Annotated in this window: 23 protein-coding genes, 1 tRNA gene, 1 other RNA gene and 1 pseudogene; 17 read left to right on the forward strand and 9 right to left on the reverse strand. The window is 62.7% G+C overall.

Annotated elements, in window-relative coordinates; translation table 11 throughout:
• Nucleotides 1-67: 67 nt before the first annotated feature.
• Nucleotides 68-712: a ribonuclease T gene (locus AB4M76_RS15595; RefSeq protein ID WP_368442922.1), complete on the reverse strand. Its 645-nt coding sequence runs from the start codon at nt 710-712 to the stop codon at nt 68-70.
• A 123-nt stretch (nt 713-835) separates the two neighbouring features.
• Here AB4M76_RS15595 and AB4M76_RS15600 point away from each other — a divergent pair, with 123 nt between their 5' ends.
• The 3 genes and pseudogenes from AB4M76_RS15600 to AB4M76_RS15610 all read left to right on the forward strand — a co-directional run bounded on the left by AB4M76_RS15600 (nt 836) and on the right by AB4M76_RS15610 (nt 4,220).
• A complete protein-coding gene (locus AB4M76_RS15600; RefSeq protein WP_368442923.1) occupies nt 836-1,615 on the forward strand; it encodes a DUF1013 domain-containing protein in 780 nt (259 codons plus the stop codon).
• A gap of 119 nt (nt 1,616-1,734) precedes the next feature.
• A complete protein-coding gene (locus AB4M76_RS15605; protein ID WP_368442924.1) occupies nt 1,735-2,856 on the forward strand; it encodes an endonuclease/exonuclease/phosphatase family protein in 1,122 nt (373 codons plus the stop codon).
• A gap of 186 nt (nt 2,857-3,042) precedes the next feature.
• Nucleotides 3,043-4,220, forward strand: a pseudogene (locus tag AB4M76_RS15610) (type III PLP-dependent enzyme).
• An 88-nt stretch (nt 4,221-4,308) separates the two neighbouring features.
• Here AB4M76_RS15610 and recR read toward each other — a convergent pair.
• From recR to AB4M76_RS15630, 4 genes are all read right to left on the reverse strand, one after another.
• Nucleotides 4,309-4,902, reverse strand: a complete 594-nt coding sequence (gene recR / locus AB4M76_RS15615; protein ID WP_174860611.1) for a recombination mediator RecR — start codon at nt 4,900-4,902, stop codon at nt 4,309-4,311.
• A 52-nt stretch (nt 4,903-4,954) separates the two neighbouring features.
• A complete protein-coding gene (locus AB4M76_RS15620; protein WP_007118099.1) occupies nt 4,955-5,299 on the reverse strand; it encodes a YbaB/EbfC family nucleoid-associated protein in 345 nt (114 codons plus the stop codon).
• Between the two features lie 51 nt (nt 5,300-5,350).
• Nucleotides 5,351-7,108 carry a DNA polymerase III subunit gamma/tau gene (locus AB4M76_RS15625; RefSeq protein WP_368442925.1) on the reverse strand — a complete coding sequence of 586 codons (1,758 nt, stop codon included), beginning with the start codon at nt 7,106-7,108 and terminating at the stop codon, nt 5,351-5,353.
• A gap of 75 nt (nt 7,109-7,183) precedes the next feature.
• Complete coding sequence (locus AB4M76_RS15630; protein WP_368442926.1) at nt 7,184-7,546, reverse strand: YidH family protein; 363 nt, start codon at nt 7,544-7,546, stop codon at nt 7,184-7,186.
• A gap of 63 nt (nt 7,547-7,609) precedes the next feature.
• On the opposite strand from AB4M76_RS15630, the gene AB4M76_RS15635 reads away from it, so the two are divergent.
• Complete coding sequence (locus AB4M76_RS15635; protein ID WP_368442927.1) at nt 7,610-8,443, forward strand: neutral zinc metallopeptidase; 834 nt, start codon at nt 7,610-7,612, stop codon at nt 8,441-8,443.
• Nucleotides 8,444-8,707: 264 nt separating this feature from the next.
• Here AB4M76_RS15635 and ffs read toward each other — a convergent pair.
• An RNA gene (gene ffs / locus AB4M76_RS15640) (signal recognition particle sRNA small type) lies at nt 8,708-8,805 on the reverse strand.
• A gap of 130 nt (nt 8,806-8,935) precedes the next feature.
• Here ffs and nudC point away from each other — a divergent pair.
• Both nudC and AB4M76_RS15650 read left to right on the forward strand, forming a co-directional pair.
• Complete coding sequence (gene nudC / locus AB4M76_RS15645) at nt 8,936-9,904, forward strand: NAD(+) diphosphatase (RefSeq protein ID WP_368442928.1); 969 nt, start codon at nt 8,936-8,938, stop codon at nt 9,902-9,904.
• A 62-nt stretch (nt 9,905-9,966) separates the two neighbouring features.
• Nucleotides 9,967-10,440, forward strand: a complete 474-nt coding sequence (locus AB4M76_RS15650) for an SRPBCC family protein (RefSeq protein WP_368442929.1) — start codon at nt 9,967-9,969, stop codon at nt 10,438-10,440.
• 33 nt (nt 10,441-10,473) lie between these two features.
• Here AB4M76_RS15650 and AB4M76_RS15655 read toward each other — a convergent pair whose 3' ends face one another.
• On the reverse strand, nt 10,474-11,331 hold the full coding sequence (locus AB4M76_RS15655; protein WP_368442930.1) for a prephenate dehydratase: 858 nt from the start codon (nt 11,329-11,331) through the stop codon (nt 10,474-10,476).
• Nucleotides 11,332-11,484: 153 nt separating this feature from the next.
• On the opposite strand from AB4M76_RS15655, the gene AB4M76_RS15660 reads away from it, so the two are divergent.
• From AB4M76_RS15660 to AB4M76_RS15685, 6 genes are all read left to right on the forward strand, one after another.
• Nucleotides 11,485-11,985: a cytochrome c family protein gene (locus AB4M76_RS15660; RefSeq protein ID WP_368442931.1), complete on the forward strand. Its 501-nt coding sequence runs from the start codon at nt 11,485-11,487 to the stop codon at nt 11,983-11,985.
• A 123-nt stretch (nt 11,986-12,108) separates the two neighbouring features.
• Entirely contained in the window at nt 12,109-12,927 is an 819-nt protein-coding gene (locus tag AB4M76_RS15665) for an alpha/beta fold hydrolase (protein ID WP_368442933.1), read from the forward strand.
• 179 nt (nt 12,928-13,106) lie between these two features.
• Nucleotides 13,107-15,032, forward strand: coding sequence for an extracellular solute-binding protein (locus tag AB4M76_RS15670; protein ID WP_368442934.1), 1,926 nt, complete (start codon nt 13,107-13,109; stop codon nt 15,030-15,032).
• Between the two features lie 10 nt (nt 15,033-15,042).
• Complete coding sequence (locus AB4M76_RS15675; RefSeq protein WP_368442935.1) at nt 15,043-16,134, forward strand: microcin C ABC transporter permease YejB; 1,092 nt, start codon at nt 15,043-15,045, stop codon at nt 16,132-16,134.
• Complete coding sequence (locus AB4M76_RS15680) at nt 16,134-17,240, forward strand: ABC transporter permease (protein WP_368442936.1); 1,107 nt, start codon at nt 16,134-16,136, stop codon at nt 17,238-17,240. The genes AB4M76_RS15675 and AB4M76_RS15680 overlap by 1 nt, the downstream gene beginning before the upstream one ends.
• Complete coding sequence (locus tag AB4M76_RS15685; RefSeq protein ID WP_368442937.1) at nt 17,237-18,817, forward strand: ABC transporter ATP-binding protein; 1,581 nt, start codon at nt 17,237-17,239, stop codon at nt 18,815-18,817. The genes AB4M76_RS15680 and AB4M76_RS15685 overlap by 4 nt, the downstream gene beginning before the upstream one ends.
• Nucleotides 18,818-18,880: 63 nt before the next feature.
• Here AB4M76_RS15685 and AB4M76_RS15690 read toward each other — a convergent pair whose 3' ends face one another.
• A complete protein-coding gene (locus tag AB4M76_RS15690) occupies nt 18,881-20,344 on the reverse strand; it encodes a serine hydrolase (protein WP_368442938.1) in 1,464 nt (487 codons plus the stop codon).
• Nucleotides 20,345-20,600: 256 nt separating this feature from the next.
• Entirely contained in the window at nt 20,601-21,308 is a 708-nt protein-coding gene (locus tag AB4M76_RS15695; RefSeq protein ID WP_368442939.1) for an HAD family hydrolase, read from the reverse strand.
• A 156-nt stretch (nt 21,309-21,464) separates the two neighbouring features.
• On the opposite strand from AB4M76_RS15695, the gene clpS reads away from it, so the two are divergent.
• The 5 genes from clpS (at nt 21,465) to AB4M76_RS15720 (ending at nt 25,104) form a co-directional block, all read left to right on the forward strand.
• Nucleotides 21,465-21,788 carry an ATP-dependent Clp protease adapter ClpS gene (gene clpS, locus AB4M76_RS15700; protein ID WP_368443533.1) on the forward strand — a complete coding sequence of 108 codons (324 nt, stop codon included), beginning with the start codon at nt 21,465-21,467 and terminating at the stop codon, nt 21,786-21,788.
• A gap of 3 nt (nt 21,789-21,791) precedes the next feature.
• Nucleotides 21,792-22,784 (forward strand): class I SAM-dependent methyltransferase, encoded by a 993-nt coding sequence (locus AB4M76_RS15705; RefSeq protein WP_368442940.1) that lies wholly within the window; start codon nt 21,792-21,794, stop codon nt 22,782-22,784.
• Nucleotides 22,785-22,803: 19 nt separating this feature from the next.
• Nucleotides 22,804-23,604, forward strand: coding sequence for an SDR family NAD(P)-dependent oxidoreductase (locus AB4M76_RS15710; protein WP_368442941.1), 801 nt, complete (start codon nt 22,804-22,806; stop codon nt 23,602-23,604).
• A 213-nt stretch (nt 23,605-23,817) separates the two neighbouring features.
• A tRNA-Met gene (locus tag AB4M76_RS15715) sits at nt 23,818-23,894 on the forward strand.
• Nucleotides 23,895-24,063: 169 nt separating this feature from the next.
• Nucleotides 24,064-25,104, forward strand: a complete 1,041-nt coding sequence (locus AB4M76_RS15720) for a TRAP transporter substrate-binding protein (RefSeq protein ID WP_368442942.1) — start codon at nt 24,064-24,066, stop codon at nt 25,102-25,104.
• The last annotated feature ends 19 nt before the right edge of the window (nt 25,105-25,123 follow it).

Genomic DNA, 25,123 nt, shown 5'->3' on the forward strand with positions numbered 1-25,123 from the left:
AGGCATTGAAAGCGGGGGAGGAAATTACGCCTTTCCCGCTTTCGCCTGAATATCCACCGCACTGGGTTTAACGCAGAGGGGTGAAGAGCGCGTCATCAAGGGTACAGTCCCGCCGAACATCCGGGCCGCAGGGAATGAACTCAAGGTCGCGCGACAGGCAGATGCGCGCCTCTTGGATGTGACCTTGCTTGCAGGTGATGGTGATCCCTTGGGCGGTCAGATCGGGGTTCGCTTTGAGGAAGGCGTCCTCCACCACCGAAGCGGGCAGGGCCACGCTACGGTCGAGCTTGCGAAACACCTCGGGCCGGGTGATGCGGGCGTAAGCCTCTCGCGAGAGAGCGAAATACTTCGCCGGGTCCAGCCCGCTGCAAGAGCCGTGTTTCTTCCATTGATGCCAGGCCAGGCCGCCACTGCCCATGATGTCGGCCATCGCGCCGGTCTGGGCACGGCTGGGCGGGCGCTGCCCATTTTGGCAATAGGAGGGGTAGCCGCGGGTGTATTGCGGCCAAAGCCCGTGCAGGGTCCAGCCGTGGTCTTTCTCGGCGTCGCATTGCGGGGACTGGCGCGCATCGCCGGTCAATGCGCACCAATTGGGCGACCATGACAGGGACATCACATAGTAGTCAAATTCCCCCGCGCGGTCCCCCTGAGCCATAGCAGAAAGGGGCGCGAGCAGGGTGAGGATCAGCAGACAGGCGCGCAAGGGCTGCATTTTGTCTTTCCTTATTAAGTTTGAGCCAGTATACAGCCCGCAACTTCCCCGACAATGAAGACCGTTCTGCCAGACAGGACAGCCTTTCAGGCGACGGGAAAATTGCGTTTTTAGGAGAGTGACATGGCAAAACCGATCATGGCCAAAGCCACCGCCGTCTGGCTCGTGGACAACACCACCATCAGCTTCAAGCAGATTGCCGATTTCGTCGGCATGCATGAGTTGGAAGTGCAGGGCATCGCCGATGGCGACGTGGCGCAGGGGGTGAAGGGCTTTGATCCGATCGCCAACAACCAGTTGACGCAGGAAGAGATCGACGCCGCGCAGAACAACCCGCTGCACAAGCTGAAGCTCAAGTTCAACGCCGCCGCCGAGGGCGAAGAGAAACGCCGCGGTCCGCGCTACACGCCGCTCAGCAAACGGCAGGACCGGCCGGCGTCGATCCTCTGGCTGGTCAAGTTCCACCCCGAACTCAGCGATGGTCAGATCAGCAAGCTGGTGGGCACCACCAAGCCGACGATCCAGGCGATTCGCGAGCGGACCCATTGGAACATTGCCAATATCCAGCCGATTGATCCGGTTGCCCTGGGCCTGTGCAAACAGTCCGAGCTTGACGCCGCCGTGCAAAAGGCTGCCGCGAAAAAGGCCGCTGCGGGAGAGGTGATGAACGACGACGAGCGCCGCAAGCTGGTGTCGACCGAGCAGAGCCTTGGCATGGACAATGAGCCAAAGATCCCCACGGCCATCGAAGGGTTGGAGACCTTCACCCTCTCCGGCAACAACGCGGATGAGGATGAGGACGAAGACCAGCAGAAGGGCGATTACTCCGACGCCGACAGTTTCTTCTCGCTGCCCGACAGCAGTGACGAAGAGGACGATGCCGAAGATAAGGACAAGAGCTAAGCCCTCTCGGGGCCCCGTGGTGACAGGAACTTTCACCACAAGGATGTGTTAAAGTGACAGGGCGTCGGTTTCTCCGGCGCCCTGTTTCGCTTTAAGGGAAAGGCGCATGGAGCCGGGGAATGGACTTGGAAACGGCATTGAGCTGGACAATCTGGGGCTTGGCGGGCGTGCTGATACTTTGCAGCCTGCTGCCGCTGAGCAAACTGCCCTTCGGCGCGATCCGGGGGCTGGCCTTCCCCCGCGAACAATTCCTTGGGCTGGCGCTGCTGCTGGCGGTTGCTTTCGCCCTGACAGAGGGGCTGACCACCGCATCCGGGTTGACCGGGATCGCGCTGATGTTGGGCGTGGCGGCGCTTCAGGCGCTCTATATCACCAAGTTCACCCCCATCTGGCGCAAACAGTCGCTGGGCGCTTCGCCTGAACTGCGGCGTGCGACCGACCGCCATTTCAGCCTGCTGGCCGCCAATGTCAAAAAATCCAACCGCGATTATGGCAAGCTTATCGCCCTCGTCGAGGCGCGGGTGCCGGACATCTTTATGGCCATTGAGGTGGACCGGCCATGGATCGACGCGCTCAGTGACAGTCTGGGCAAGAATTACGACCACCGTGTCGATGTGCCGCTCGACAACGGGTACGGGCTCTGCGTCATGTCGAAACTGCCGCTGTCGGAGGTCGAGGTGCGTGAGTTGGTCACCCGGGAGGTGCCGTCGATCCGCGCAAGGGTGCATCTGCCGGTGGGGGAGGATTTCCGGCTTTACGTCGTCCATCCCGAACCGCCGGTGATCGAGCATGACACCAAAGGCCGCGACAGCGAGATCGCCCTGGTCGGCATAGAGGCCGAGAAGGATCCTTTGCCCGCCGTGGTCTCGGGTGATCTGAACGATGTGGCCTGGTCGACCACGACGCGGCGCTTTCAGCGGCTCTCTGGCCTTTTGGACCCGCGCGTGGGGCGCGGCATGTATAACACTTTCAGCGCCACGATGCCCTGGATGCGCTGGCCGCTGGACCACCTGTTCCATGACCCGCAGTTCCGCCTGCTTGAGATGGACCGGCTCGATAAAATCGGATCGGATCACTTTCCGATGTGGTTCGTGCTGGCCCTTGCCGAGACCGAGGCCGCCGAAAGCGACCCCGAGGAGACCGATCCAAAGGAAGAAGAAAAGACTAAGAATATGATCAAAGAAGAGCGCCACCGCACCCGCGCGCCGATTGGCAGCGATTGGGAAGACGAGGAAAACTGACAATCTGCATCGGGGGAAATTTTACCCCTTGTACGAATCCGAAAACGGCGTATGTGGCGCTTTACAGACGCCAACGCACGCGCCTCTGGCCGGTCAGTTCCCACTCTGACTGACCCGCGTTTATGTAGCGACGGTAACGTCTCTTGAAACGACACGCGGGGAACCAGCCCCACCTGCTCTTTGGAGATGACCATGAACGCTACAGCCCCCGGCGCCCTGCGCGCCGCACCCTCCTTTCACGCCGATCCGGCTGCTGCCTATATCGCCGCCAACAGCTTCGACAAACCGACGCTGGTGATCAGCCGGGACCGTGTTGCCGCGCAATATGACGCGCTGCATAAAGGTCTGGGCGCGGCGCATATTCACTACGCGGTCAAGGCGAACCCGGCCCCGGAAATCATCCGTTTGCTGGTCAAGAAAGGCTCCGGCTTTGACGCGGCCTCCCGGGCCGAGATCGAGCTGTGCCTCAGCCAAGGGGCCAAACCCGAGAGCATCTCTTTCGGCAATACCATCAAACGCGCCTCCGACATCGCCTTTGCCCATTCGGCGGGCGTGACCCTGTTTGCGGCCGACAGCGAGGCGGAGCTCGATAAGATCGCCACCCATGCGCCCGGCGCGCGGGTCTATCTGCGGCTGATTGTCGAAAACTCCATGGCCGACTGGCCGCTGAGCCGTAAATTCGGCTGTGCTGGCTCCGCGCTCCCGGCGCTGCTGAACCATGCAGTCGCAGTGGGTCTTGTGCCATTTGGCCTGTCCTTTCACGTCGGCTCGCAGACCCGCAAGGCAGAATTCTGGAACCCGGTGCTGGATCAGGTCGCCCCGCTTTGGCACGCGGCCCGCGCGGATGGGCATGATCTGCAACTGCTGAACCTCGGCGGCGGCTTCCCGGCCTTCTATGGCGAAGACATCGAAGCGCCCCGCGCCTATGCCGCCGCCGTGATGCGCGCGGTCAAAGCCCGCTTTGGCGACGTGCCGCAGGTGATGGCAGAGCCGGGGCGGGGCTGGTGGCCGAGGCCGGACATATCGCCGCCGAAGTCATGTTGGTCAGCCGTAAATCCGCCGATGATCTGCACCGTTGGGTCTATCTCGATATCGGTCGCTTCTCGGGTCTGGCCGAAACCGAGGGCGAGGCGATTCGCTATCAAATCGTCACGCCACATGACGGCGAAGAGACCGGACCCTGCGTTTTGGCCGGCCCGTCCTGCGATTCGGCGGACATTCTTTACGAAAAACGCCCGATTCATCTGCCTTTGGCGCTAAGAGATGGTGATAAAGTGATGATTCGTGCTTGCGGTGCCTACACAAGCTCGTACAGTTCGGTTGGATTTAACGGATTTCCGCCGCTTGATGTGATCGTGCTCTGATGGCCGATTAGCGTCGCCCGGAAAAGGGCCGCCAGCTTTGGGAGGGGCAGGCGGCCCGCTTTGATTCTGGGCTTTAATTCCGGCGGGCTTAAAGCGACTTGCGCGCCTGCATCGCGGCGGTGATCGTGCCGTCGTCGAGGTAATCCAGTTCCCCGCCAATCGGCACGCCTTGGGCGAGGGAGGTCAGCCGTACCCGGCCCTCCAATTGATCCGCGATGTAATGCGCCGTGGTTTGCCCGTCGATCGTGGCATTGAGCGCGAGGATGACCTCCGTCACGCCTTCGGTGTCGATCCGGTCCACCAGTCGTGGGATGCGCAATTCCTGCGGGCCGATGGCGTCCAGCGCCGAAAGCGTGCCGCCGAGCACATGATAGCGGCCCTTGAAGACGCCCGAGCGTTCCATCGCCCAGAGGTCAGCCACATCCTCCACCACGCAAAGCTCACCATTGGCGCGCTTTTCCGAGGTGCAGATGTCACAGATGTCCGCCGTGCCCACATTGCCGCAGTTCAGACATTCCCGCGCCGTGGCGGCCACAGTCTGCATCAGGTCGGACAGAGGGGTCAGCAAAAGCGCGCGTTTGCGGATCAGGTGCAGCACTGCCCGCCGGGCCGAGCGCGGGCCAAGGCCGGGCAGTTTCGCCATCAGCTCGATCAGGGCGTCAATGTCGCGGGTAGAGCTCAAGAATGGCACCTGTGCGATTGAAAGAGGGGCGAGACTGGCCCGCCCCGCCAGATCAGAAGGGCAGTTTCATACCTGCGGGCAGACCCATGCCTTCGGTCAGCTTGCTCATCTCGGCCTGTGCGCGTTCCGAGGCTTTGCTCTGAGCGTCTTTAATGGCAGCGAGGATCAGGTCTTCGACGACTTCTTTCTCGTCCTTGTTAAAGATCGACGGGTCGATATCGAGGCCCTTCAACTCACCCTTGGCAGAACAGGTGGCTTTGACAAGGCCCGCACCGGATTCACCCTCAACGGTGATATTGTGCATCTCCTCTTGCAGCTCGGCCATCTTGCCCTGCATTTCCTGGGCTTTTTTCATCATCCCGGCCATATCGCCGAGGCCGCCTAATCCCTTGAGCATCTGGGTCTCCTTTTTGCGTTGTCGTTTATATGTGGCCTGCGGGGGCAGGGATCAACCGTCCTCGAACGGATCCCATTCGTCTTCGACCTCGGGCAACGCTTCGGCGGTGGCGGCGGCGGCGAGGTCTTCGGGCGTGCGGATCGCGGTGATCCGGGCCTTGGGGAATTGCGCCAGCACGGCCTGCATCATCGGGTGATCCTCGGCCTTGGCCTTCAGTGCCAGCTCCCGCGCGTCACGGACCTGCGCGATGGTCTCGGCCCCGCCTTCGTTGACCAGCGAGACCGCCCAGCGGTTGCCGGTCCAAAGCTGCAGTTTCTGTCCCAGCCGCTGCGCCAGATCCCGGGGCGCGTCGTCGGTGGGGACAAACTCGATGCGACCGGGCTGATAGGCGGCGAGTTGCACGCAGGTTTCGACCTCGACCAGCAGTTTCACATCGCGGTTCACACGGATCAGTTCGATCACATGTTCAAAGGTCGGGAAACGGGCGAGGGCGGCATCGAGGTCCTGCGCCAGTGCGGTGGTCTGGCCCTGCGGGCCGGGGGGCGACGCCATGCGCTGCTGGGCGTGCTGCACCGCCTGCGCGCCGCTGCTGCTCTGGGCCGCGCCATTGCCACCGCCGCCGCCGACCGGACCGGGGGCAGGGGGCGGGCTGCTGTTTTGCAGCTTGCGCACCAGTTCTTCGGGGGAGGGCAGATCGGCCACATGGGTCAGGCGGATCACGGCCATTTCGGCGGCCATCATCGCATTGGGCGCGGCGGCGACTTCGTCCAGCGCCTTGAGCAACATCTGCCACAGCCGCGTCAGCACGCGCATTGGCAGGGTCTCGGCCATCTGCTGACCGCGGGCGCGTTCCTCGGGGGCGATGGTGGGGTCTTCGGCGGCGTCGGGCGTGATCTTCACGACCGAGACCCAATGGGTGATCTCGGCCAGATCGCGCAGCACCGCCATCGGGTCGGCCCCGTCGGCGTATTGCGCCGAAAGTTCGGTCAGCGCGGCCCCGGCATCGCCGCGCAGCACCATGTCGAAAAGGTCCAGCACCCGGCCGCGATCTGCCAGCCCCAGCATCGCGCGGACCTGTTCGGCCCCGGTCTCGCCCGCGCCATGGCTGATCGCCTGATCCAACAGCGAGGTCGCGTCGCGGGCCGAGCCTTCGGCGGCGCGGGTGATGAGCGCAAGGGCGTCGTCGGTGATCTCGGCATTTTCGGCGGTGGCGATCTTGCGCAAGAGCGCGATCATCACCTCGGGCTCGATCCGGCGCAGATCAAACCGCTGACAGCGCGACAGCACCGTCACCGGCACCTTGCGGATCTCGGTGGTGGCAAAGATGAATTTGACGTGCTCCGGCGGCTCTTCCAACGTCTTCAGCAGCGCGTTGAAGGCGCCGGTGGAGAGCATGTGCACTTCGTCGATGATATAGACTTTGTAGCGGGCCGAGGCGGCGCGGTAATGCACCGAATCGATGATCTCGCGGATATTGGCGACGCCGGTGTTCGAGGCGGCGTCCATCTCCATCACGTCGACGTGGCGGCCTTCCATGATCGCGGTGCAATGTTCGCACACACCGCAGGGATCGGTCGTCGGCCCGCCGTTGCCATCAGGGCCGATGCAGTTCATCCCCTTGGCAATGATCCGCGCCGTGGTCGTCTTGCCGGTGCCGCGAATGCCCGTCATTACGAAAGCCTGCGCGATCCGGTCGGCGGCAAAGGCGTTTTTCAGCGTGCGCACCATGGCGTCTTGGCCAACCAGATCGGCAAAGGTCTCGGGCCGGTATTTGCGGGCCAGCACGCGGTAGGCGGTTGTCTCTGTCATGGTGTCCCGTGTCGGATTCGATCAATGTCGTAAGCTACGCCTTCCGCGCTCTGGCGTCCACCGGGCTTGCCGGGGTCAGAGCATCCAGAGGATCACCCCGGTTCCGGCCGAAGCAATGCCGAGGATGACGGCCAAGATCTTCAGCCGTCCGTTCGGCTGCGGATTGGCGTGGTGATCGTCGAGCCGCTTTTGCGTTTCCGCGGCCGAGGCCTGTGCCGCCCAATAGACATAGAGCGCCGCGAGGATGAAGACCGAAGCGACCGATTTTGCCACCCATGTGGGCTCGAACTCGCGAAACACGGCGCGCAGGCCGATGGCCACAGCGACGGCGGCCATGCCGGTGCGCATCCAGCCGGCAAAGGTGCGTTCATTGGCAAGGATCGTGCGGTCCTCGGCCCAGTCGGTGCGGTCTTCCGCAAGGTCGGTCTTGTCGGTCATTGAACCATTTAGCCCTCTGCGCGTTCATATGGCAATAATCTAGGACATAGCGGGAGGCGGCCCATGCGCTTGCGGGGGATCGGACGGAGCAAGAACATCATTCGGCGCAGCGGTGGGGCAGGCAAGGCTGGCGGTCTGGGGCTGGTCGGTGTGCTGGCGGTGATGGCGATCGGCTATTTCACCGGGATCGATGTGAGCCCGCTCTTGACCGGGCAGGGGGGCGGACAGGTCCAGCAGTCGCGCCCGCTGTCCGAGAACGAAGACCCGCAGGTTGATTTTGCTGCCCGTGTGCTGACCACGACCGAGCAGGTCTGGTCCCGCGTCTTTCAGGAGCAATTGGGCGAGACCTATACCCCGCCGAAACTGGTGGTCTTTGACAGTGTGACCCAAAGCGCCTGCGGCGGGGCCTCGGGGGCGACGGGGCCGTTTTACTGCCCGGCGGACCGGATGGCCTATCTCGACGTCGCCTTCTTTCGCACGATGGAGCAGCGGCTCGGCGCCGGGGGCGATTTCGCGGCGGCCTATGTGATCGCCCATGAGGTCGCGCATCATGTGCAAAATGAGATCGGCGTGCTGCCGCAGGTCAGCCGGATGCGGCAGCAGGCCTCCGAGGTGCAGGCCAATGCGCTGACCGTGCGGTTGGAGTTGATGGCAGATTGTTTTTCCGGGATCTGGGCGTCGAATGTCGAAGGCCTGATGGAAAAGGGGGATCTGCAAGAGGCGTTGAACGCGGCGCGGATGATTGGCGATGACCATCTGCAACGCCAGGCCGGGCAGGTGCCGCAGCCGCATACCTTTACCCATGGCACGTCAGAACAGCGTGCGCGCTGGTTTGAGCGCGGGTTCGAGACCGGGGAGGTTGCCGCTTGTGATACGTTTGAGGCGGATCGGTTGTAATACGCTGCGATGAAGCGATAAGGGCAGCGCCCTCCCTGGGGGGCGATGCTGCCGTCGATAGCCGCCAGCCCATCCCCGCAAGTGCAAGCCGCGCAGTTACCTGAAGCGTTGCAAAATCGCCCTCCGGGGGGAGGGAGGACGATGCCCGTGGTTCCCACGGGCGGGGCATATCGGGGAAGGTCATGTGAATGATTGGGGGGCGCCCCTCTCATCGTTTCTGCGAAACGACTGCCGGGGTCGTCGCATTGCTGCGCAATGGGACGTGGGTGAGAGGCTGATAACGACCCAAGCGGGGCTCGTTACGGCTGCTTCCTTCCGGATCTGACCGGGTTGGCGAGGCGCTTGCCCGCACCAACCTCTCAAGGCCCATATAGGGCGGCTTTGGCCAATGTGCAACCGTTGGAAATGCGCGATTGCAGAACGTTGCCAAGGCGGATGGGCCATGGCAAGCCTTCCGCAGCCAGAAAGGCTGCGATGGGGAGCGAGACAAACATGCGTCATGCAGAGACGGTGACATTCGGAGGCTCGGCGCTGGACCGGGCCGGGGAACTGCGCGGGGATCCGGCGGCGCTGGCTGCGCTGGCGGCCGATCCCAAGGCCCGCGCCATCGTCTTTTGGCGCGGCAAGCCGCTCATCCAGCCCGAACGCCCCGCCGCATTGGTGCGGCTGCCCATGGATCACCCCGTCATGGCCGACGCCCGCGGCACGCCGATCCTGCTGGGCCGCGAAGACGGGGCCGGGCGTTTCGCCGTCGATCTGTCCAACTGGGCGCCGGACCATCTGGACCAGGGCCAGCTTGGGGCCTTTCTCGACCCCAGCGAACAGCGTCACCCGCTTCTGGACCATGACATGGTCTTTGCCGAATTGCGCCGGGTGATGACATGGCTCTCGCCCCGTGACGCGGAACTGGCGGCGAGCGGCAAGGCGATCCTGGGCTGGCATGAGACCCACGGGCATTGCGCGCGCTGCGGCGCGGCCAGCGAGGTCACCCAGGGCGGCTGGCAACGGCAATGCCCGGCCTGCGGTGCGCCCCATTTCCCGCGGACCGATCCGGTGGTCATCATGCTGATCACCCATGGCAACGCGGTGCTGATGGGGCGTTCCCCCGGGTGGCCGGAGGGCATGTATTCGCTGCTCGCGGGCTTTGTCGAGCCGGGCGAAACCATGGAGGCCGCCGTGCGGCGCGAGGTCTTTGAGGAGGCGGGGGTGCAGGTCGGTGCCGTGCGCTATCTGGCGAGCCAGCCCTGGCCCTTCCCCTCTTCGCTGATGCTGGGCTGCGCCGGCGTCGCCGTGAGCCGCGAGATTACCATCGACCCGGTGGAAATCGAAGACGCGCTTTGGGTCAGCCGCGAAGAGATGATGGAGGTCTTTGCCGGCGCCCATCCCCGTCTGCTGCCCGCCCGAAGCGGCGCCATTGCGCATTTCTTACTGGAAAACTGGCTTGCGGATACACTGCTTTAACCTACCGTGACATAACGCTAGAAAAGCCGCCGAGCGGGAACAGAAGAATTGGAACGGACAGCATGAAATTTTCCACCAAGGAAGACATCGAAGCCCCGATTGAGGCGGTTTTCGCCATGTTGTGCGATTTCGAAAGCTTCGAGCGTTCCGCCATGCGGCGCGGGGCCGAGGTGCAACGCGTCGATCAGCTGCACCAGCCCGGCGTGGGGATGATGTGGAAGGCGGTCTTCCCCCTGCGCGGCAAGACGCGGGAGCTGACGGTCGAGATGGTCACCTTTGACCGCCCCAATGAAATGGTGCTCGACAGTCTGTCTGCCGGTGTGGCGGCGCAGATGTCCTTTGAGCTGATGGCCCTGTCGCGCAACCGCACGCGGGTGCTGGTGTCGCTTGAGGTCAAACCGCTGACCCTTTCGGCGCGGCTTTGGGTGCAATCGCTGAAATTGGCCAAGACCAATCTGAGCAAGAAATACAAACAGCGTGTCGCGGAATATGCCCGCGGCATGGAAGCGCGCCATACGCGCAGCGTGCAAGCCTGAGCGCGGCCGCCGCGCGGGCGGCCTGTGCCGGGGTTACATGCCTAAGGAGGCCCCCCGGTCAGGATGGGCGGGATAGACGCCAAGAATGTCCAGCATATTGGTGAAATACCCCAATTCATCCAGCGCGCGTTGCACCGCCGGGTCGTCGGGGTGGCCTTCGATATCAGCGTAGAACTGCGTCGCGGTGAAGGAGCCGCCGATCATATAGCTTTCCAGCTTGGTCATGTTCACCCCGTTGGTGGCAAAACCGCCCATCGCCTTGTAAAGCGCCGCCGGAATGTTGCGCACCTCGAAAACAAAGGTGGTCAACATCCGCTCGGCGCGGCGGCTGAGGTCGATTTCCGGGGCCATCAGCAAGAAGCGCGTGGTGTTGTGGTCCAAATCCTCGATGTCGCAGGCCAGCACATCCAGCCCGTGAATCTCGGCGGCGACCTCACTGGCCAGCACCCCATCGGTCAGACTGTCCGAGCCCGCAAGCTCCGCCGCGGCCCCCGCAGAATCAGCCGCGGGTTCAGAGGTAATGCCATGTTTTTGCAAGAAGCTCCGCGCCTGTGGCAGCAGGACCAGATGGGCGCGCACATGTTTGATGTCCGACAGGGCAACGCCCGGACGCGCCATCAGCGCGATCCGCACCCGCACGAAAGCCTCACCGATAATATGCAGCTCGCTTTCGGGCAACAGACGGTGGATGTCGGCCACCCGGCCATAGGTCGTGTTCTCCACCGGCAGCATCGCCAGATCGGCGCGGCCTTCACGCACGGCGCGGATCACCCCTTCGAAAGACTGGCAGGGCACCGGCTCCATCTCGGGGGCCGCTTGCAGGCAGGCTTCGTGACTATAGGCGCCAAGCGCCCCTTGAAAAGCGATGCGCGGGGTGGTCTGGCGGGTCATGGGCAGCATCCTGATAGCAACGGTGCGGGATTGGTCAATTGGTCGCGGTAACTACACCTTGCCTGCGCCAAGGGAAAGCAATAGATACGCCTGCAACGACGCCAAGACCGTGGCCCGGCCATGGTGCCAATACCAAGTGATGGACCCTGACGCATGTTCGATACAATGACCCTGACCAAAATCGCAGCCGGCGTGTTTGGCGCCTGGTTGGTACTTCTGCTGGGCAAATGGACGGGTGAAGAGATTTACCACGCCGACGCGCATGGCGAGCCATCCTATGTGATCGAAGTGGCCGATGCCGGCGGTGACGAAGCCGCTGAAGAGGTGGATTTCTCCGCCGTCATGGCCGAAGCGGATGCCGACAGCGGCTCCAAAGTCTTCCGCAAATGCGCCGCCTGCCACAAGGTTGACGGCACCAACGCCACCGGCCCGCATCTGGACGGTGTGGTCGATCGCGAGATCGCGGCGGTGGATGGCTTTGGCTATTCCGGCGCCTTGTCCTCCATCGACGGCAGCTGGACCCCGGAAGAGTTGAGCGCTTTCCTCGAAAGCCCCAAGGGCTATGCCCCCGGCACGACAATGGGCTTCGCGGGCCTGCGCAAGGTCGAAGACCGGGCGGATGTGATCGCCTATCTGCAGAGCGTTTCGAACTGATATCGCGCAAAGCTGCGTGCGTGCTGGCCGCCCCTCGGGGCGGCTTTTGCGTTTGGGGGATCGGAACGGTTTCGCCAAATGCGGGTTGGGCCTGAACGCAACCCGAGCGATCAGGAGCCCGATATGCAAAGTCATACCACCACCGTGAACGGCATCGAAATGCGTTGGGAGGAGAGGGGGTCAGGCGATCCGGTGATCCTTTTGCACGGCATCCCCACCTGTCCCAAACTCTGGCGCGATGTGGCGCCGCTTATTGAGGGGCGCCGGGTTCTGGCGTGGGAGATGCCCGGCTATGGCGCCTCGATCCCGCAGGGCGAAGACCGCGACATCTCGATCTCGACCCAGGCCGATTACCTTGTTGCCTGGATGCAGGACCAGGGCATTGAACGTGCTGTTCTTGCGGCCCATGATCTGGGCGGCGGCGTCGCGCAGATCGTGGCGGTGCGTCATCCCGAAAGGGTCAGTGGTCTGCTGCTCACGAATGCGATCTGCTATGATTCCTGGCCGGTGCCGCTGGTCAGCGCCGTGGCCAAAACCGGCAGCATCACCAAACATGCGCCCGATGGGTCGTTCCACCAGCTGTTGAAGTTGATGTTCTCCAAAGGACATGAGACCGACGCGGCAGCCGAAGCCGCTTATGAGGCCCATGCCCCGCATTACCAGGCGCATGGGGAGGCCGAAGCCTTTGTCCGTCAGGCGCAGTCGCTCGACGTTGAGGACACCAAGGCGATCGCCGACCAGCTGCCGCACCTCACGATGCCCGCGCGGATCGTCTGGGGAGCGGCGGATGAGTTCCAGAAGATCGAATATGGCGAACGGCTGGCCAAAGATCTGCGGGCGCCTCTGCGGCGGATCGAAGGCGGCAAGCATTTCACCCCCGAAGATCACCCCCAGATCATTGCGGAAGAGATCAATGCCCTGATCCGGACGGTCGACGGCTAAGGATCGACAGGCGTTCACTAAAATGTCAGGCTGCCGCTGCCTCACCCGGGCCGCGTCGGCCTTTGCGTTTTGGCGCGCAGGCTGCTTACATAACATATTCGCAACTTGTATCTTGGCGCATCACGGCGTTAGCCTAGATGACGCAATGATCCGGACCATGCCCCGCCAAGGAGTGACCCATGCCCCGAGCCCAGACCCGCGCCGCGACCCGTCAATCGGACCCTAGCCTGCCGCTTTGGATGGCGACGATGATGCTGACGGTGCTCGTCCTGCTGGCGGGGGCCGCTTCCGCCCAAGAGCAGAAGATCATCAAGAGCCATGGCTACTCCTTCTACGGCGATCTGACTTATCCTGCGGATTTCGAGCATTTCGACTATGTGAACCCCGACGCACCCAAGGGCGGTGAGATTTCGCTGCCCTTTGTCGGCACGCTCGATTCGATGAACCCCTATTCGGGCAAGGGCCGGGCGCATCTGTTTTCGATCTTCGGCTTTGAAAGCCTGCTCGGCGAAGCGCCCAGCGGGGAGCCGCTGCCGGCAGATGTCTATGGCGAAAGCTACTGTCTGCTCTGCGAAAGCCTTGAGTACCCCGAGGACAAATCCTGGGTGATCTTCCATATGCGCCCCGAGGCGCGGTTCTCCGACGGCACCCCGGTAACCGCGCATGACATCGTCTTCTCGCACAACCTGCTGCTGGACGAGGGGTTGAAATCCTACGCCGACGCGGTGCGCAAACGCATCCCCGAGGTGGAGGCGCTGGACGATCATACGGTCAAATTCACCTTTGCCGACGGCATCTCCCGTCGCAGCCTAATCGAGACGGTGGGCGGCGTGCCGGCCTGGCCGAAACATTGGTTCGAAGAGACCGGCAACACCCTCAAGGACAGCTGGATGGACCCGCCCCCCGGATCGGGCGCCTATATGGTGGAAAGCGTCGATCTGACCAAGCGCATCGTGTTGAAGCGCAACCCGGATTACTGGGGTAAGGATCTGCCGATAAACCGGGGCCGGATGAACTTTGACCGGATCCGGCTGGAGATTTTCAGCGATGACACCTCGGCCTTCGAAGCCTTCAAGGCGGGCGAATACACCTTCCGCGCCGAGGGCGATTCCAAGAAATGGGCCACGGGCTATGACTTTTCCAAAGTGACCGATGGCGCCATCGTCAAGGCCGAGCTGCCCGACGGCTCGCCCCCCACGCCTTCGGGCATCATCTTCAACCTCGGCCGCGAGACGTTGCAGGACCGCCGTGTGCGCGAGGCGGTGGCGCTGATGTTCAATTTCGAATGGACCAATGAATCCCTGCAATACGGTCTGTTCAACCACCGCGCCTCCTTTACCCAAGACACGCCGCTGATGGCCCAAGGCGCGCCCGAAGGGGCGGAACTGGCGCTTTTGGAAAGCCTTGGCGATCTGGTGCCCGCTGAACTGCTCAGCGCGCCCGCCGTGATGCCGCATAGCTCCGACCCCAGCCGTTTGCTCGACCGCCGCAATGCCCGCCGCGCGTCGAAGCTGCTGGAAGAGGCCGGTTGGACCGTGCAAAACGGGATGCGGGTGAATGCGGCGGGTGAGCCGCTGCGGCTGAATTTCCTGATGAACTCCTCCGGCTCGCCGACGATTTCGGCGGTGATCGAGAATTTCGTGAACAACCTCACCTCCATCGGCATCGATGCCCGGTTGGAAAAGGTCGACAGCTCGCAATACACCGCCCGTGAGCGCGACCGCGACTATGACATGATCTATGACGCCTATGCCGCCTTCCTCGGCACCGGCACCGGACTGGCGCAACGCTACGGGTCCGAGGCGGCGGAGTTCTCGCTCTTCAATCCTGCCGGTCTGGCCAGCCCGATGGTCGACGCGATCATCGATGCCTCGCTGAACGCCGAGACCGCCGAGGAAGAAGACGCGGCGCTGATGGCCCTCGACCGGGCGCTGCGGCATGAGTTCTTCATGATCCCGACATGGTATAACGACAGCTATTGGGTCGCCTATTACGACCAATACGACCACCCCGAAATTCCGCCCTATGCTTTGGGCTACCTTGATTTCTGGTGGTATGACGAAGAGGCCGCAGAGCAATTGCGCGCCTCGGGCGCCTTGCGGTAAAGCGACCTCCATGGGTGCTTATATTCTCAGACGGCTGTTGCTGGTGATCCCGACGTTGCTTGGGATCATGCTGGTCAACTTTGCCTTGGTGCAATTCGTCCCCGGTGGCCCGGTCGAACAGGCCATCGCCCGGATTCAGGGCGGCGGGGATGTCTTTGGCGGCTTTGCCGGGGGCAACAATGATGCCGGGGTCGATACCATGGCGCGCGGGTCCGACAGCACCTATGTCGGCGCACGGGGCCTGCCGCCTGAGTTGATCGAAGAGTTGGAGAAGGAGTTCGGCTTCGACAAACCGCCCGTCGAGCGGTTCTTTCACATGCTGTGGAATTACATGCGGCTGGATTTTGGCGAGAGTTATTTCAGGTCTATCGGGGTGATCGATCTGATCAAGGAGAAACTGCCGGTGTCGATCACGCTGGGGCTTTGGTCGACGCTGATCGCGCATCTGATCTCGATCCCGCTCGGCATCCGCAAAGCGGTGCGGGATGGGTCGCGGTTTGACACATGGACCTCCGGCGCAATCATCGCCGCCTATGCGATCCCGGGGTTTCTCTTCGCGATCCTGCTGCTGGTGCTCTTTGCCGGTGGCTCCTACTGGCAGATCTTCCCGCTGCGGGGGCTCACATCGGACAATTTCGACAGTCTCAGCCCCTTGGGCAAGGTCGCGGATTACTTCTGGCATATCACCCTGCCGGTGCTGGCCTCCACGATCTCGGCCTTTGCCACGCTGACGCTGCTGACCAAGAACAGCTTTCTCGATGAGATCAAGAAGCAATATGTCATCACCGCCCGCGCCAAGGGCCTGTCGGAACGCAAGGTTCTCTACGGTCATGTCTTCCGCAACGCGATGCTGATCGTGATCGCCAGTTTCCCGGCGGTCTTCATCTCGGTTTTCTTCGGCGGGTCGATCATTATCGAGACGATCTTCAGCCTCGACGGTCTGGGGCGGCTTGGCTTCGAGGCAGCGGTGGCGCGGGACTATCCGATTGTCTTTGGCACGCTTTTCATCTTTGGCCTCATTGGCCTCGTCGTCGGCATCCTGTCGGACCTCATGTATGTGCTGGTCGACCCGCGCATCGACTTTGAAAAGAGGGAAGGCTGATGGCGCTTTCGCCCCTCAACCAGCGCCGCTGGCGCAATTTCACCGCGAACCGGCGCGCCTATTGGTCGCTGTGGATTTTCGCGATCCTCTTTGGGATTTCGCTTTTTGCCGAGTTTGTCGCCAACGATAAGCCGATCCTGGTGAATTACCGGGGTGAGTATTTTACGCCGATCTTCAACTTCTACCCCGAGACCGCCTTTGGCGGCGATTTTCAGACCGAAGCCGCCTACCGCGATCCGGAGGTGCAATGCCTGATCGCCACCGGCGGGCTGGACCTCTGCTTTGACGATCCCGAGGGCTATATCCTCGACGCCGAGGATGGCGAGGTCGAGGGCGAGGCGATCGAGAAGGGCTGGGCGCTTTGGCCGGTCATTCCCTATTCCTTCGACACCGCCGTCGACCGCCCCGGGGCCGCGCCGCTGCCGCCCAACGGGCAGAACTGGCTCGGCACCGACGGCACCAAACGCGACGTGATGGCGCGGGTGATCCATGGCTTCCGGCTCTCGGTGGTGTTTACCCTGATCGTCACGGGGGCGGCCTCGCTCATCGGTATCCTCGCGGGCGCCGTGCAAGGCTTCTTTGGCGGCTGGCTTGATCTGATTTTCCAGCGCATCATCGAGATCTGGTCCTCGACCCCGTCGCTCTACGTCATCATCATCATGTTCGCCATTCTGGGACGCAGCTTCTGGCTATTGGTGGTCCTGTTGGTGCTGTTCTCATGGACCGCGCTGGTGGGCGTCGTGCGGGCCGAGTTCCTGCGCGCCCGCAACCTGGAATATGTCCGCGCGGCCCGCGCCCTTGGGGTCGGCAATGGCACGATCATGCTGCGCCACATGCTGCCCAATGCGATGGTGGCGACGCTCACCATGCTGCCCTTCATCATCACCGGCACGATCTCCACGCTGGCCACGCTCGACTTCCTCGGCTTCGGCCTGCCGTCCTCGGCACCCTCGCTGGGCGAGCTCACGCTGCAGGCCAAACAGAACCTGCAAGCGCCCTGGCTCGCCTTCTCGGCCTTCTTTACCTTCGCCATCATGCTGTCGCTGCTGGTCTTCATTTTTGAAGGCATCCGCGACGCATTCGACCCCAGAAAGACCTTCTCGTGACTGCGCTTTTGGACGTCAAAGACCTGCAAGTTTCCTTCCGGCAGGACGGTCAACTGATCCCCGCCGTGCGCGGGGTGAGCTTTGCCGTGAACCGGGGCGAGACGGTGGCGCTGGTCGGCGAAAGCGGCTCGGGCAAGTCGGTCTCGGCGCTGTCGACGGTGTCGCTCTTGGGCGAGAGTGCTGCGGTCAGCGGCTCGGTCACCTACGACGGGCAGGAGATGATCGGCGCGGATGACAAGCTGCTGCATAAGGTGCGCGGCAATGACATCTCCTTCATTTTCCAAGAGCCGATGACCTCGCTCAACCCGCTGCACACGATCGAGAAGCAACTCGCGGAATCGCTGGCGCTGCATCAGGGTTTGCAGGGGGCCGAGGCCCGCGCGCGGGTGTTGAGCCTCTTGCAGCAGGTCGGCATCAACGACGCCGAAAGCCGTATGGGCGCCTATCCACACCAGCTGTCGGGCGGGCAGCGGCAGCGCGTGATGATCGCCATGGCGCTGGCCAATAAGCCCGATATCCTGATCGCGGATGAGCCCACGACCGCGCTCGACGTGACCATTCAGGCGCAGATCCTCGACCTGTTGAAAGACCTCAAGGACGAGATGGGCATGGGGCTGTTGTTCATCACCCATGACCTTGGCATCGTGCGGCGCATCGCGGATCGGGTTTTCGTGATGCAAAAGGGGCTGGTGGTCGAAGAGGGGCCGACGGCCGAGATCTTTGACAACCCGCAGCATCCCTATACGCAAAAACTGCTCAGCGCCGAACCCACCGGTGCGCCGGAGCCGGTGGCCGAAGACGCGCCCGAGGTGCTGCGCACCGATAATCTCAAGGTCTGGTTCCCGATCCAGAGGGGGCTTCTGCGCCGCACCGTGGGCCATGTGAAGGCGGTGAATGACACCAGCCTCTCGGTCCGCGCAGGCGAGACCCTGGGCATCGTCGGCGAAAGCGGCTCGGGGAAGACCACGGCGGCGCTGGCGATCATGCGGCTCATCGCCTCGGAAGGGGAGGTGACCTTTCGCGGCGAGGACCTGCGCAAATGGTCCACCAAGAAGCTGCGCCGCCTGCGCGCCGACATGCAGATCGTGTTCCAAGACCCTTTCGGCTCGCTCAGCCCGCGCATGACCTGTTATCAGATCATTAGCGAGGGGCTCGCGATCCATAAGATCGACAAGGGCCGCGACCGGCGTGAACTGGTCGCCGAGGTGATGGCGGAAGTCGGGCTCGATCCGGCGACGATGGACCGCTACCCGCATGAGTTCTCCGGCGGCCAGCGCCAGCGCATCGCCATCGCCCGCGCCATGGTGCTGCGGCCCAAGCTTCTGGTGCTGGACGAGCCGACCTCGGCGCTGGACATGACGGTGCAGGTGCAGATCGTCGATCTGCTGCGGCGCTTGCAGGTGAAATACGGGCTGGCCTATCTCTTTATCAGCCATGACCTGAAAGTCGTGCGCGCCATGTCGCATAAGGTGATGGTGATGAAACGCGGCGATGTGGTGGAATATGGCGATGTCGACGCGCTTTATGACAACCCGCAGACCGACTACACCCGCACGCTTTTGCAGGCGGCGGGCTGAAACACAACTGATTGTCGTGGAAAGGGGAGGGGGCCGCGCCCGAAAGGCGCGGCGCCGGCAGGCTTAGCTTGGCCCGATCATAAAGCAGTTGACATTGCGCGCGGCCAGACGGCGGCAGGCCAGATCGGCGCTTTCGCGCGACATGCCGAGGAAGTTCGCCTCAAACCCCTGCGGGCGTTGCACGACCTTGCGCAAGGTCCCGTCGAGGGTCGACATTTCGGCCAATGCGGTCTTCAAGAGCACCTTCTCGGCGGCATAGCGGCTGGGGTAGCGGCCCACATTGACCCCCCAGTGCCGGCTGCCGGAGGTGGAGATGCGGGTCACGATCTCCTGCTCCACCGCCTGCGCCACGGCCACCTGCACCTCCTCGGGCCGCGGTTCGGGGCGGATCGAGACATTGGCAGAGGCGAGGGTGATCGCCTCCTGCGGGCGGCTCTCCGGTTCTACGGCCACGGGGGCGGCGGGCACGGTCTTGACCGCTTCGCGCAGGGCCGCGGTGATATCGCTGTTCGAGACGACACTGGTGGCCTCAGGCGCCACGGCGGTGGCGACGAGAACCTCTTCGCTGCGCGGGCGCAGCGTGGGGCGCTTAGACGTGGTCACCGCGCCGACCAGACGGATCGTCTTGCCCGCGGCCCGCGTCCCGTTGCCATGTTCGACATCGGCATAGACCGGCGGCACCGGCTTGCGCAAAGGCGCGCTGGAGGGCGCGCGGCGGAAGCCGAGGTCCATCAGCTCAGCCACTTTCGCATTGCGCGATGCGGTGGATTTGCCGCCAAAGACCGTCACGATGATCCGCTCATTGCCCCGCTCGGCCGAGGCCGTGAGGTTGAAACCCGCGGCACGGGTATAGCCGGTTTTGATCCCATCCGCGCCCTTGTAGGACCCCAGAAAGCGGCGGTTGGTATGCGAGACCTTGCGCACGCCGGCATCGGCGGTAATCCGCGAAAACAGGTTGTAATACTGCGGGTAATCATAGAGCAGATGCCGCCCCATGCGGGTCATGTCCCGCGCCGTCGACAGATGGCCGTTCTCGGTCAGACCATGCATGTTCTTGAAGGTGGTGCGCGTCATGCCCAATTGTTTGGCCGTGCGGTTCATCCGGCGGGCAAAGGCGGCTTCGGACCCTTCGATGGCCTCACCGATGGCGGTGGCGGCATCATTGGCAGATTTCACGGCGGCGGCGCGGATGAGGTAGCGCAGGGCGATCTTCTGCCCCGGACGCATGCCCAGTTTGCTCGGCGGCTCGGAGGCGGCGTTCTTAGAGATGGTCACCTTGGTATCAAGGGAAAGCTCGCCCCGTTCGACCGCCTGAAAGGCAATATAAAGGGTCATCATTTTGGTCAGCGAGGCCGGATGCAGCCGCGTATCGGCATTTTCGGAATGCAGCTCCTTGCCGGTGCGGGCGTCGATGACATAGGCCGCATAGGGCGCGGCAATAGCGCCAAGCGGCACGATCATCAAAAGCCAGAGTGCTGCGAAGAAAGATAGCCCGTAACGGGCCGGCTGATGGCGCCAAGCCTTCATAGTGTCCTGCCTTTTACTGCCTCGGGATCGCCGATTTCTTCGGCTGACCATTTGTTGATTGGTTAAAGACTAACACAATCGCAGTGATCGCGGAAGGCTGCGAATCCAAACATGAGGGTAAAAGGAGCGAAATTCTCCCCCAACATATAGAGGGTGCTTCGCGTCTATCTACTATCTGCGGCAAATGTGGCGAGAATTGGGCGAGAGCTGGGCGTTTCCGCCGCAATTGAATTTTTCGGACCCTTTTCCGTGCGAGTCACCCAAGGTCAATTTCCCGAAGCAGCGCCGGCAACTCGGAAAGGTCACTGATCTCGGCGAATCGCGCGCTTTCCGCGGGTGGCGCGGCATGTTCCATGGCCCATGTCAGATCATGCGGCACATAGACCCCCCAGCCGCCCGCATCGATCATCGGGCGCACATCCGACGCCATGGAGTTGCCCACCATCAACCCGCGCTCCGCCCCTGCGCCGTGACGGGCGAAAATCTCGCGATAGGCCGCTTCGGTCTTATGCGAGACGATCTCCACCGCGTCGAAACGCGCGCGCAGACCCGATTGCGCCAGCTTGCGCTCTTGGTCGAGCAGGTCGCCTTTGGTGATCACAACCAGGCGGAATTGGCCCCGTAGTTCTTCCAGCACATCCTCAACATGAGGTAGTATCTCGATCGGGTGCGCCAACATATCGCGGCCAGCCGCCAGCAAGTCGGCGATAACAGCCGCCGGAACATCGCCGTCGGTCACCTCAATCGCCGTCTCGATCATGGACAGGGTAAAGCCCTTAATGCCATAGCCGTAGTGCGGTAGATTGCGCCGCTCGGCTTCCAGCAGCCGGGCCATCAGTTGGTCGCGTTCACTATGGTCGGCCAAGAGCGCGGCGAAACGGTCATGCGACAGTGCAAAGTAGCGTTCGTTATGCCATAATGTGTCATCCGCATCGAAGCCGATGGTGGTGAGTGCCCGTGCCATATATGCTGCCTCTTCCCTTAACCGGTTTACGGGTTATATAGACGGCTGCACTAGGAACAAGCGACACCCTCAGCCGCAGGAGCAGCAATGCACCGTGACGACCAAAAGGCGAATTGGACGATCCCGACAGTCAGGCCGGGCCCCTGTGGCGCATGGATGATGGCAAACGGGCCGCAGGATGGTGACGAAACCGACCTGCTGACCAAGACCCGCCCGAAAACCAAACGCCCGCCGATGTATAAGGTGATGCTGCTGAACGACGATTTCACCCCGATGGAATTCGTCGTTCATGTGCTGGAGCGGTTCTTTGGCCTGAACCACGCGCAGGCGTTCGAGATCATGCTGACGGTGCATAAAAAGGGCTTGGCCGTGGTCGGCGTCTTTAGCCATGAAATTGCCGAGACCAAGGTCGCGCAGGTGATGGATTTCGCCCGTCGGCACCAACACCCGCTGCAATGCACTATGGAAAAAGAAGAATAACACGTGATTGATCCGCGATTGGAACTGGCCCTGAACGGCGGTGGGCTGGACCTGCCCGAAGAGGGTGTGATCGCCGTGTTTCAGCCCCCGGTAGACGCTGATCTGGCCGATCTGCCGCCGGAGCGCTGCAAGATCATCCATGATGTCAAACCCGCCTATGACGCCTGGACCGCCCGCGGCTATGAGGCCAGCCATTCGGTTGAGGGCCATTATGCCGCCGCCATCGTCTGCCTGCCCCGCGCCAAACATGAAGCCCGCGCCGTGATCGCCCAGGCCTGTGCGGTGAGCGACGGGCCGGTCGTGGTGGACGGTCAGAAAACCGATGGCGCGGATTCGATCCTGCGTGAAATGCGCGCCCGGGTGACCGTGCATGGGCCGATCTCCAAGGCCCATGGCAAGCTCTATTGGATCGACCCGGGCGCCAGTGACTTTTTCACCGATTGGCAGGCCGGCCCGGCCCAGACCGACGGCGGCTTCTGGACCGCGCCGGGGGTGTTTTCGGCCGATGGTGTCGATCTTGCCTCCGCGCTGCTGGTCGATATCCTGCCGGACAATCTTGGCTCCGAAGTGGCTGATCTCGGCGCGGGCTGGGGGTTCCTCTCGGCCCATGTGCTGACCCGGCCCAAGGTGAAAGCCGTGCATCTGGTCGAGGCCGGGCATCTCGCCTTGGAATGCGCGCGCCACAATGTCACCGATGACCGCGCCGTGTTCCATTGGGAGGATGCCACCCAATGGGAGCCGCCGCACCGGATGGACACGGTGGTGATGAACCCGCCCTTCCACACAGGGCGCGCCGCAGAGCCGCAGATCGGCCAGGCCTTCGTCGCCGCCGCCGCCCGCATCCTCTCGGGGCAGGGCGACCTCTGGATGGTCGCGAACCGCCATCTGCCCTATGAGGCGGAACTGAAGAAACGCTTTGCTCAGGTGGCCGAGCTTGGCGGCGACGCGCGGTTCAAACTGTTCCACGCCACGCGTCCGCTGACCCGCCGCCGCTGAGCCATAAGGGAGCTTCCCGATGTCCTTCTCGATCTCCGGCAAAACCGCCATCATCACCGGCGCGGCGGACGGCATCGGCCTCGCCATCGCCAGGCATCTGGCCGACCGCGGCGCCAATGTGATGTGCGCCGACTCGAATGAGAAAAAGCTGATGGAAGAGCTGGGCGACACGCCGGACGAGGGCAATATCCGCGTCTTCGCCGGCGACCTGCGCCAGCGGCTCACCATCGCCAATCTGGTCTCCGCCACCATCGACGCCTATGATGAGGTCGATATTCTGGTCAACGCCTCGCGCCAGGTGATGCCGACCGATCCGCTGGATGTCGAAGACAGCTCGGTCGAAATGCTGCTTCAGCAAAACCTCATGACCGCGCTGCAACTCTCGCAACAGGTCGCGCGGCGCATGATGAAACAGGCCGAGCATCAGACCGAAGGGCAGGTGGGGTCGATCATCAACCTCAGTTCCATTGCCGCGCGTCAGCACCAGCCGGACCTGATGGGCTATTCCATCGCTTCGGCTGCCGTGCAGCAGATGACCCGGTCGCTGGCCCTTGTGCTGGCGCCGTATCGGATCAGGGTGAACGCGATCTCCTTTGGCTCGGTCATGAGCGCCTCACTGCGCGCCGCCGTGGCTGAAAACCGCGACTGGCGCGATGACATCCGCGCCCATACGCCGCTTGGCCGGATCGCCGGGCCGAATGAGCTTTGCGAGGCCGTGCAATTCCTGGCGGCGGAAAGCTCCGGCTTCATGACCGGCGAGATCATGACCATCGACGGCGGCCGCACGCTGCTCGATGTGGTCTCCGCCCCGGCGCATTAAACGCCGCGGCCCCTCTTCCCTTCATCCTTTGAAAAATACCCGCGGGGGAATCGCGCCTCTGGCGCGATGGGGGCAGCGCCCCCTGCTGCACAACCTGCGCCTGCTGGGGCACCCTCGCCAAAGCGCGCATCAGCATTTTTATCCGAAAATTCGCCCTCTCCGCCTTTTTCGCCCTTGACGGCATGGCGATGCGGCGGTACCTCCCGCGCCTACGGCGTTATAGCTCAGTTGGTTAGAGCGAACGACTCATAATCGTTAGGTCCCTGGTTCAAATCCAGGTAACGCCACCACCCTCCCTCCTTGATTTCACCGCAAAATTTCGGCCCCAGACCCAAGACACCTGTCGGGCTGCATATTGGTCGTGACAAGAAACCACCGGTCGCTTAGCGTCAATCCATGAACAGGGAAGACGCGGCAGCCCGGGGCAAACCGGACGCCGGCGTCACTAGGGAGAGAAATATGAACTTCACACGTCACGCTTTTCTGAAGCTCGCCGGCGCGACCGCCTTGGCCATGGGATTGGGCGCGACTGCCGCCATGGCGCAAGAGGTGACCCTGCGTCTGCACCAGTTCCTGCCCCCGCAGGCGAATGTGCCCAAGCTGATCCTCGACGTCTGGGCCGACAATGTCGAAGAGGCGAGCGACGGTCGCATCAAGGTCGAACGCTACCCTTCGATGCAACTGGGCGGCACCCCGCCAGAGCTGATCGACCAGGCGATCGATGGTGTGGCCGATGTGGTCTGGACCGTGGTCGGCTATACGCCCGGGCGCTATCCCAGCACCGAAGTCTTTGAACTGCCCTTCATGATGACCAATGCCCGCGCGGCCTCTTCGGCCTATTGGCAGATGTTCGAAAAACACATGAAGGATAGCGAGTTCAAAGACGTGCATATCCTCGGCGCCTGGGTCCATGGCCCCGGCATGCTGCACACCAACAAAGAGGTGCGCACGCCCGATGACCTGCAAGGGATGAAAATCCGCGGCGGGTCGCGTTTGGCCAATAAGCTGCTGGAAAAGGTCGGCGCCACCCCGGTCGGCATGCCGGTTCCAGCGATCCCCGAAGGGCTGTCCAAAGGCGTGATCGATGGCACCACCATCCCATGGGAAGTCACCCCCGCGCTGAAGATTTCCGAACTGGTCGACAACCACACCGAATTCAGCGGCAATGCGCTTTACGTGCTGACCTTTGTTCTGGCGATGAACAAGGACAAATACGAGAGCCTGCCGGATGATCTGAAAAAGGTCGTGGATGAGAATTCCGGTCTCGAATTCTCGATCTTTGCCGGCGGCACCCAGGCGGATGCGGATGGGCCGGCCCGCCAGGTGGCGGTCGATCTGGGCAACAATATCGTCACCCTGACCGAAGAAGAAGCCGAAGTCTGGCGCGCGGCGGCACAGCCCATCTATGACGAATGGATCGCCGAGATGGCGGAAAAGGACATTGACGGGCAAGCGCTTATCGATGAAGCCCGCGCCCTGATGGCCGATTACGACAAATAAACGTTATTCCATGACCTTG

The sequence above is a fragment of the Sulfitobacter sp. PS-8MA genome, assembly GCF_040933935.1.
In the GTDB taxonomy this organism is placed as follows: Bacteria; Pseudomonadota; Alphaproteobacteria; order Rhodobacterales; family Rhodobacteraceae; genus Sulfitobacter.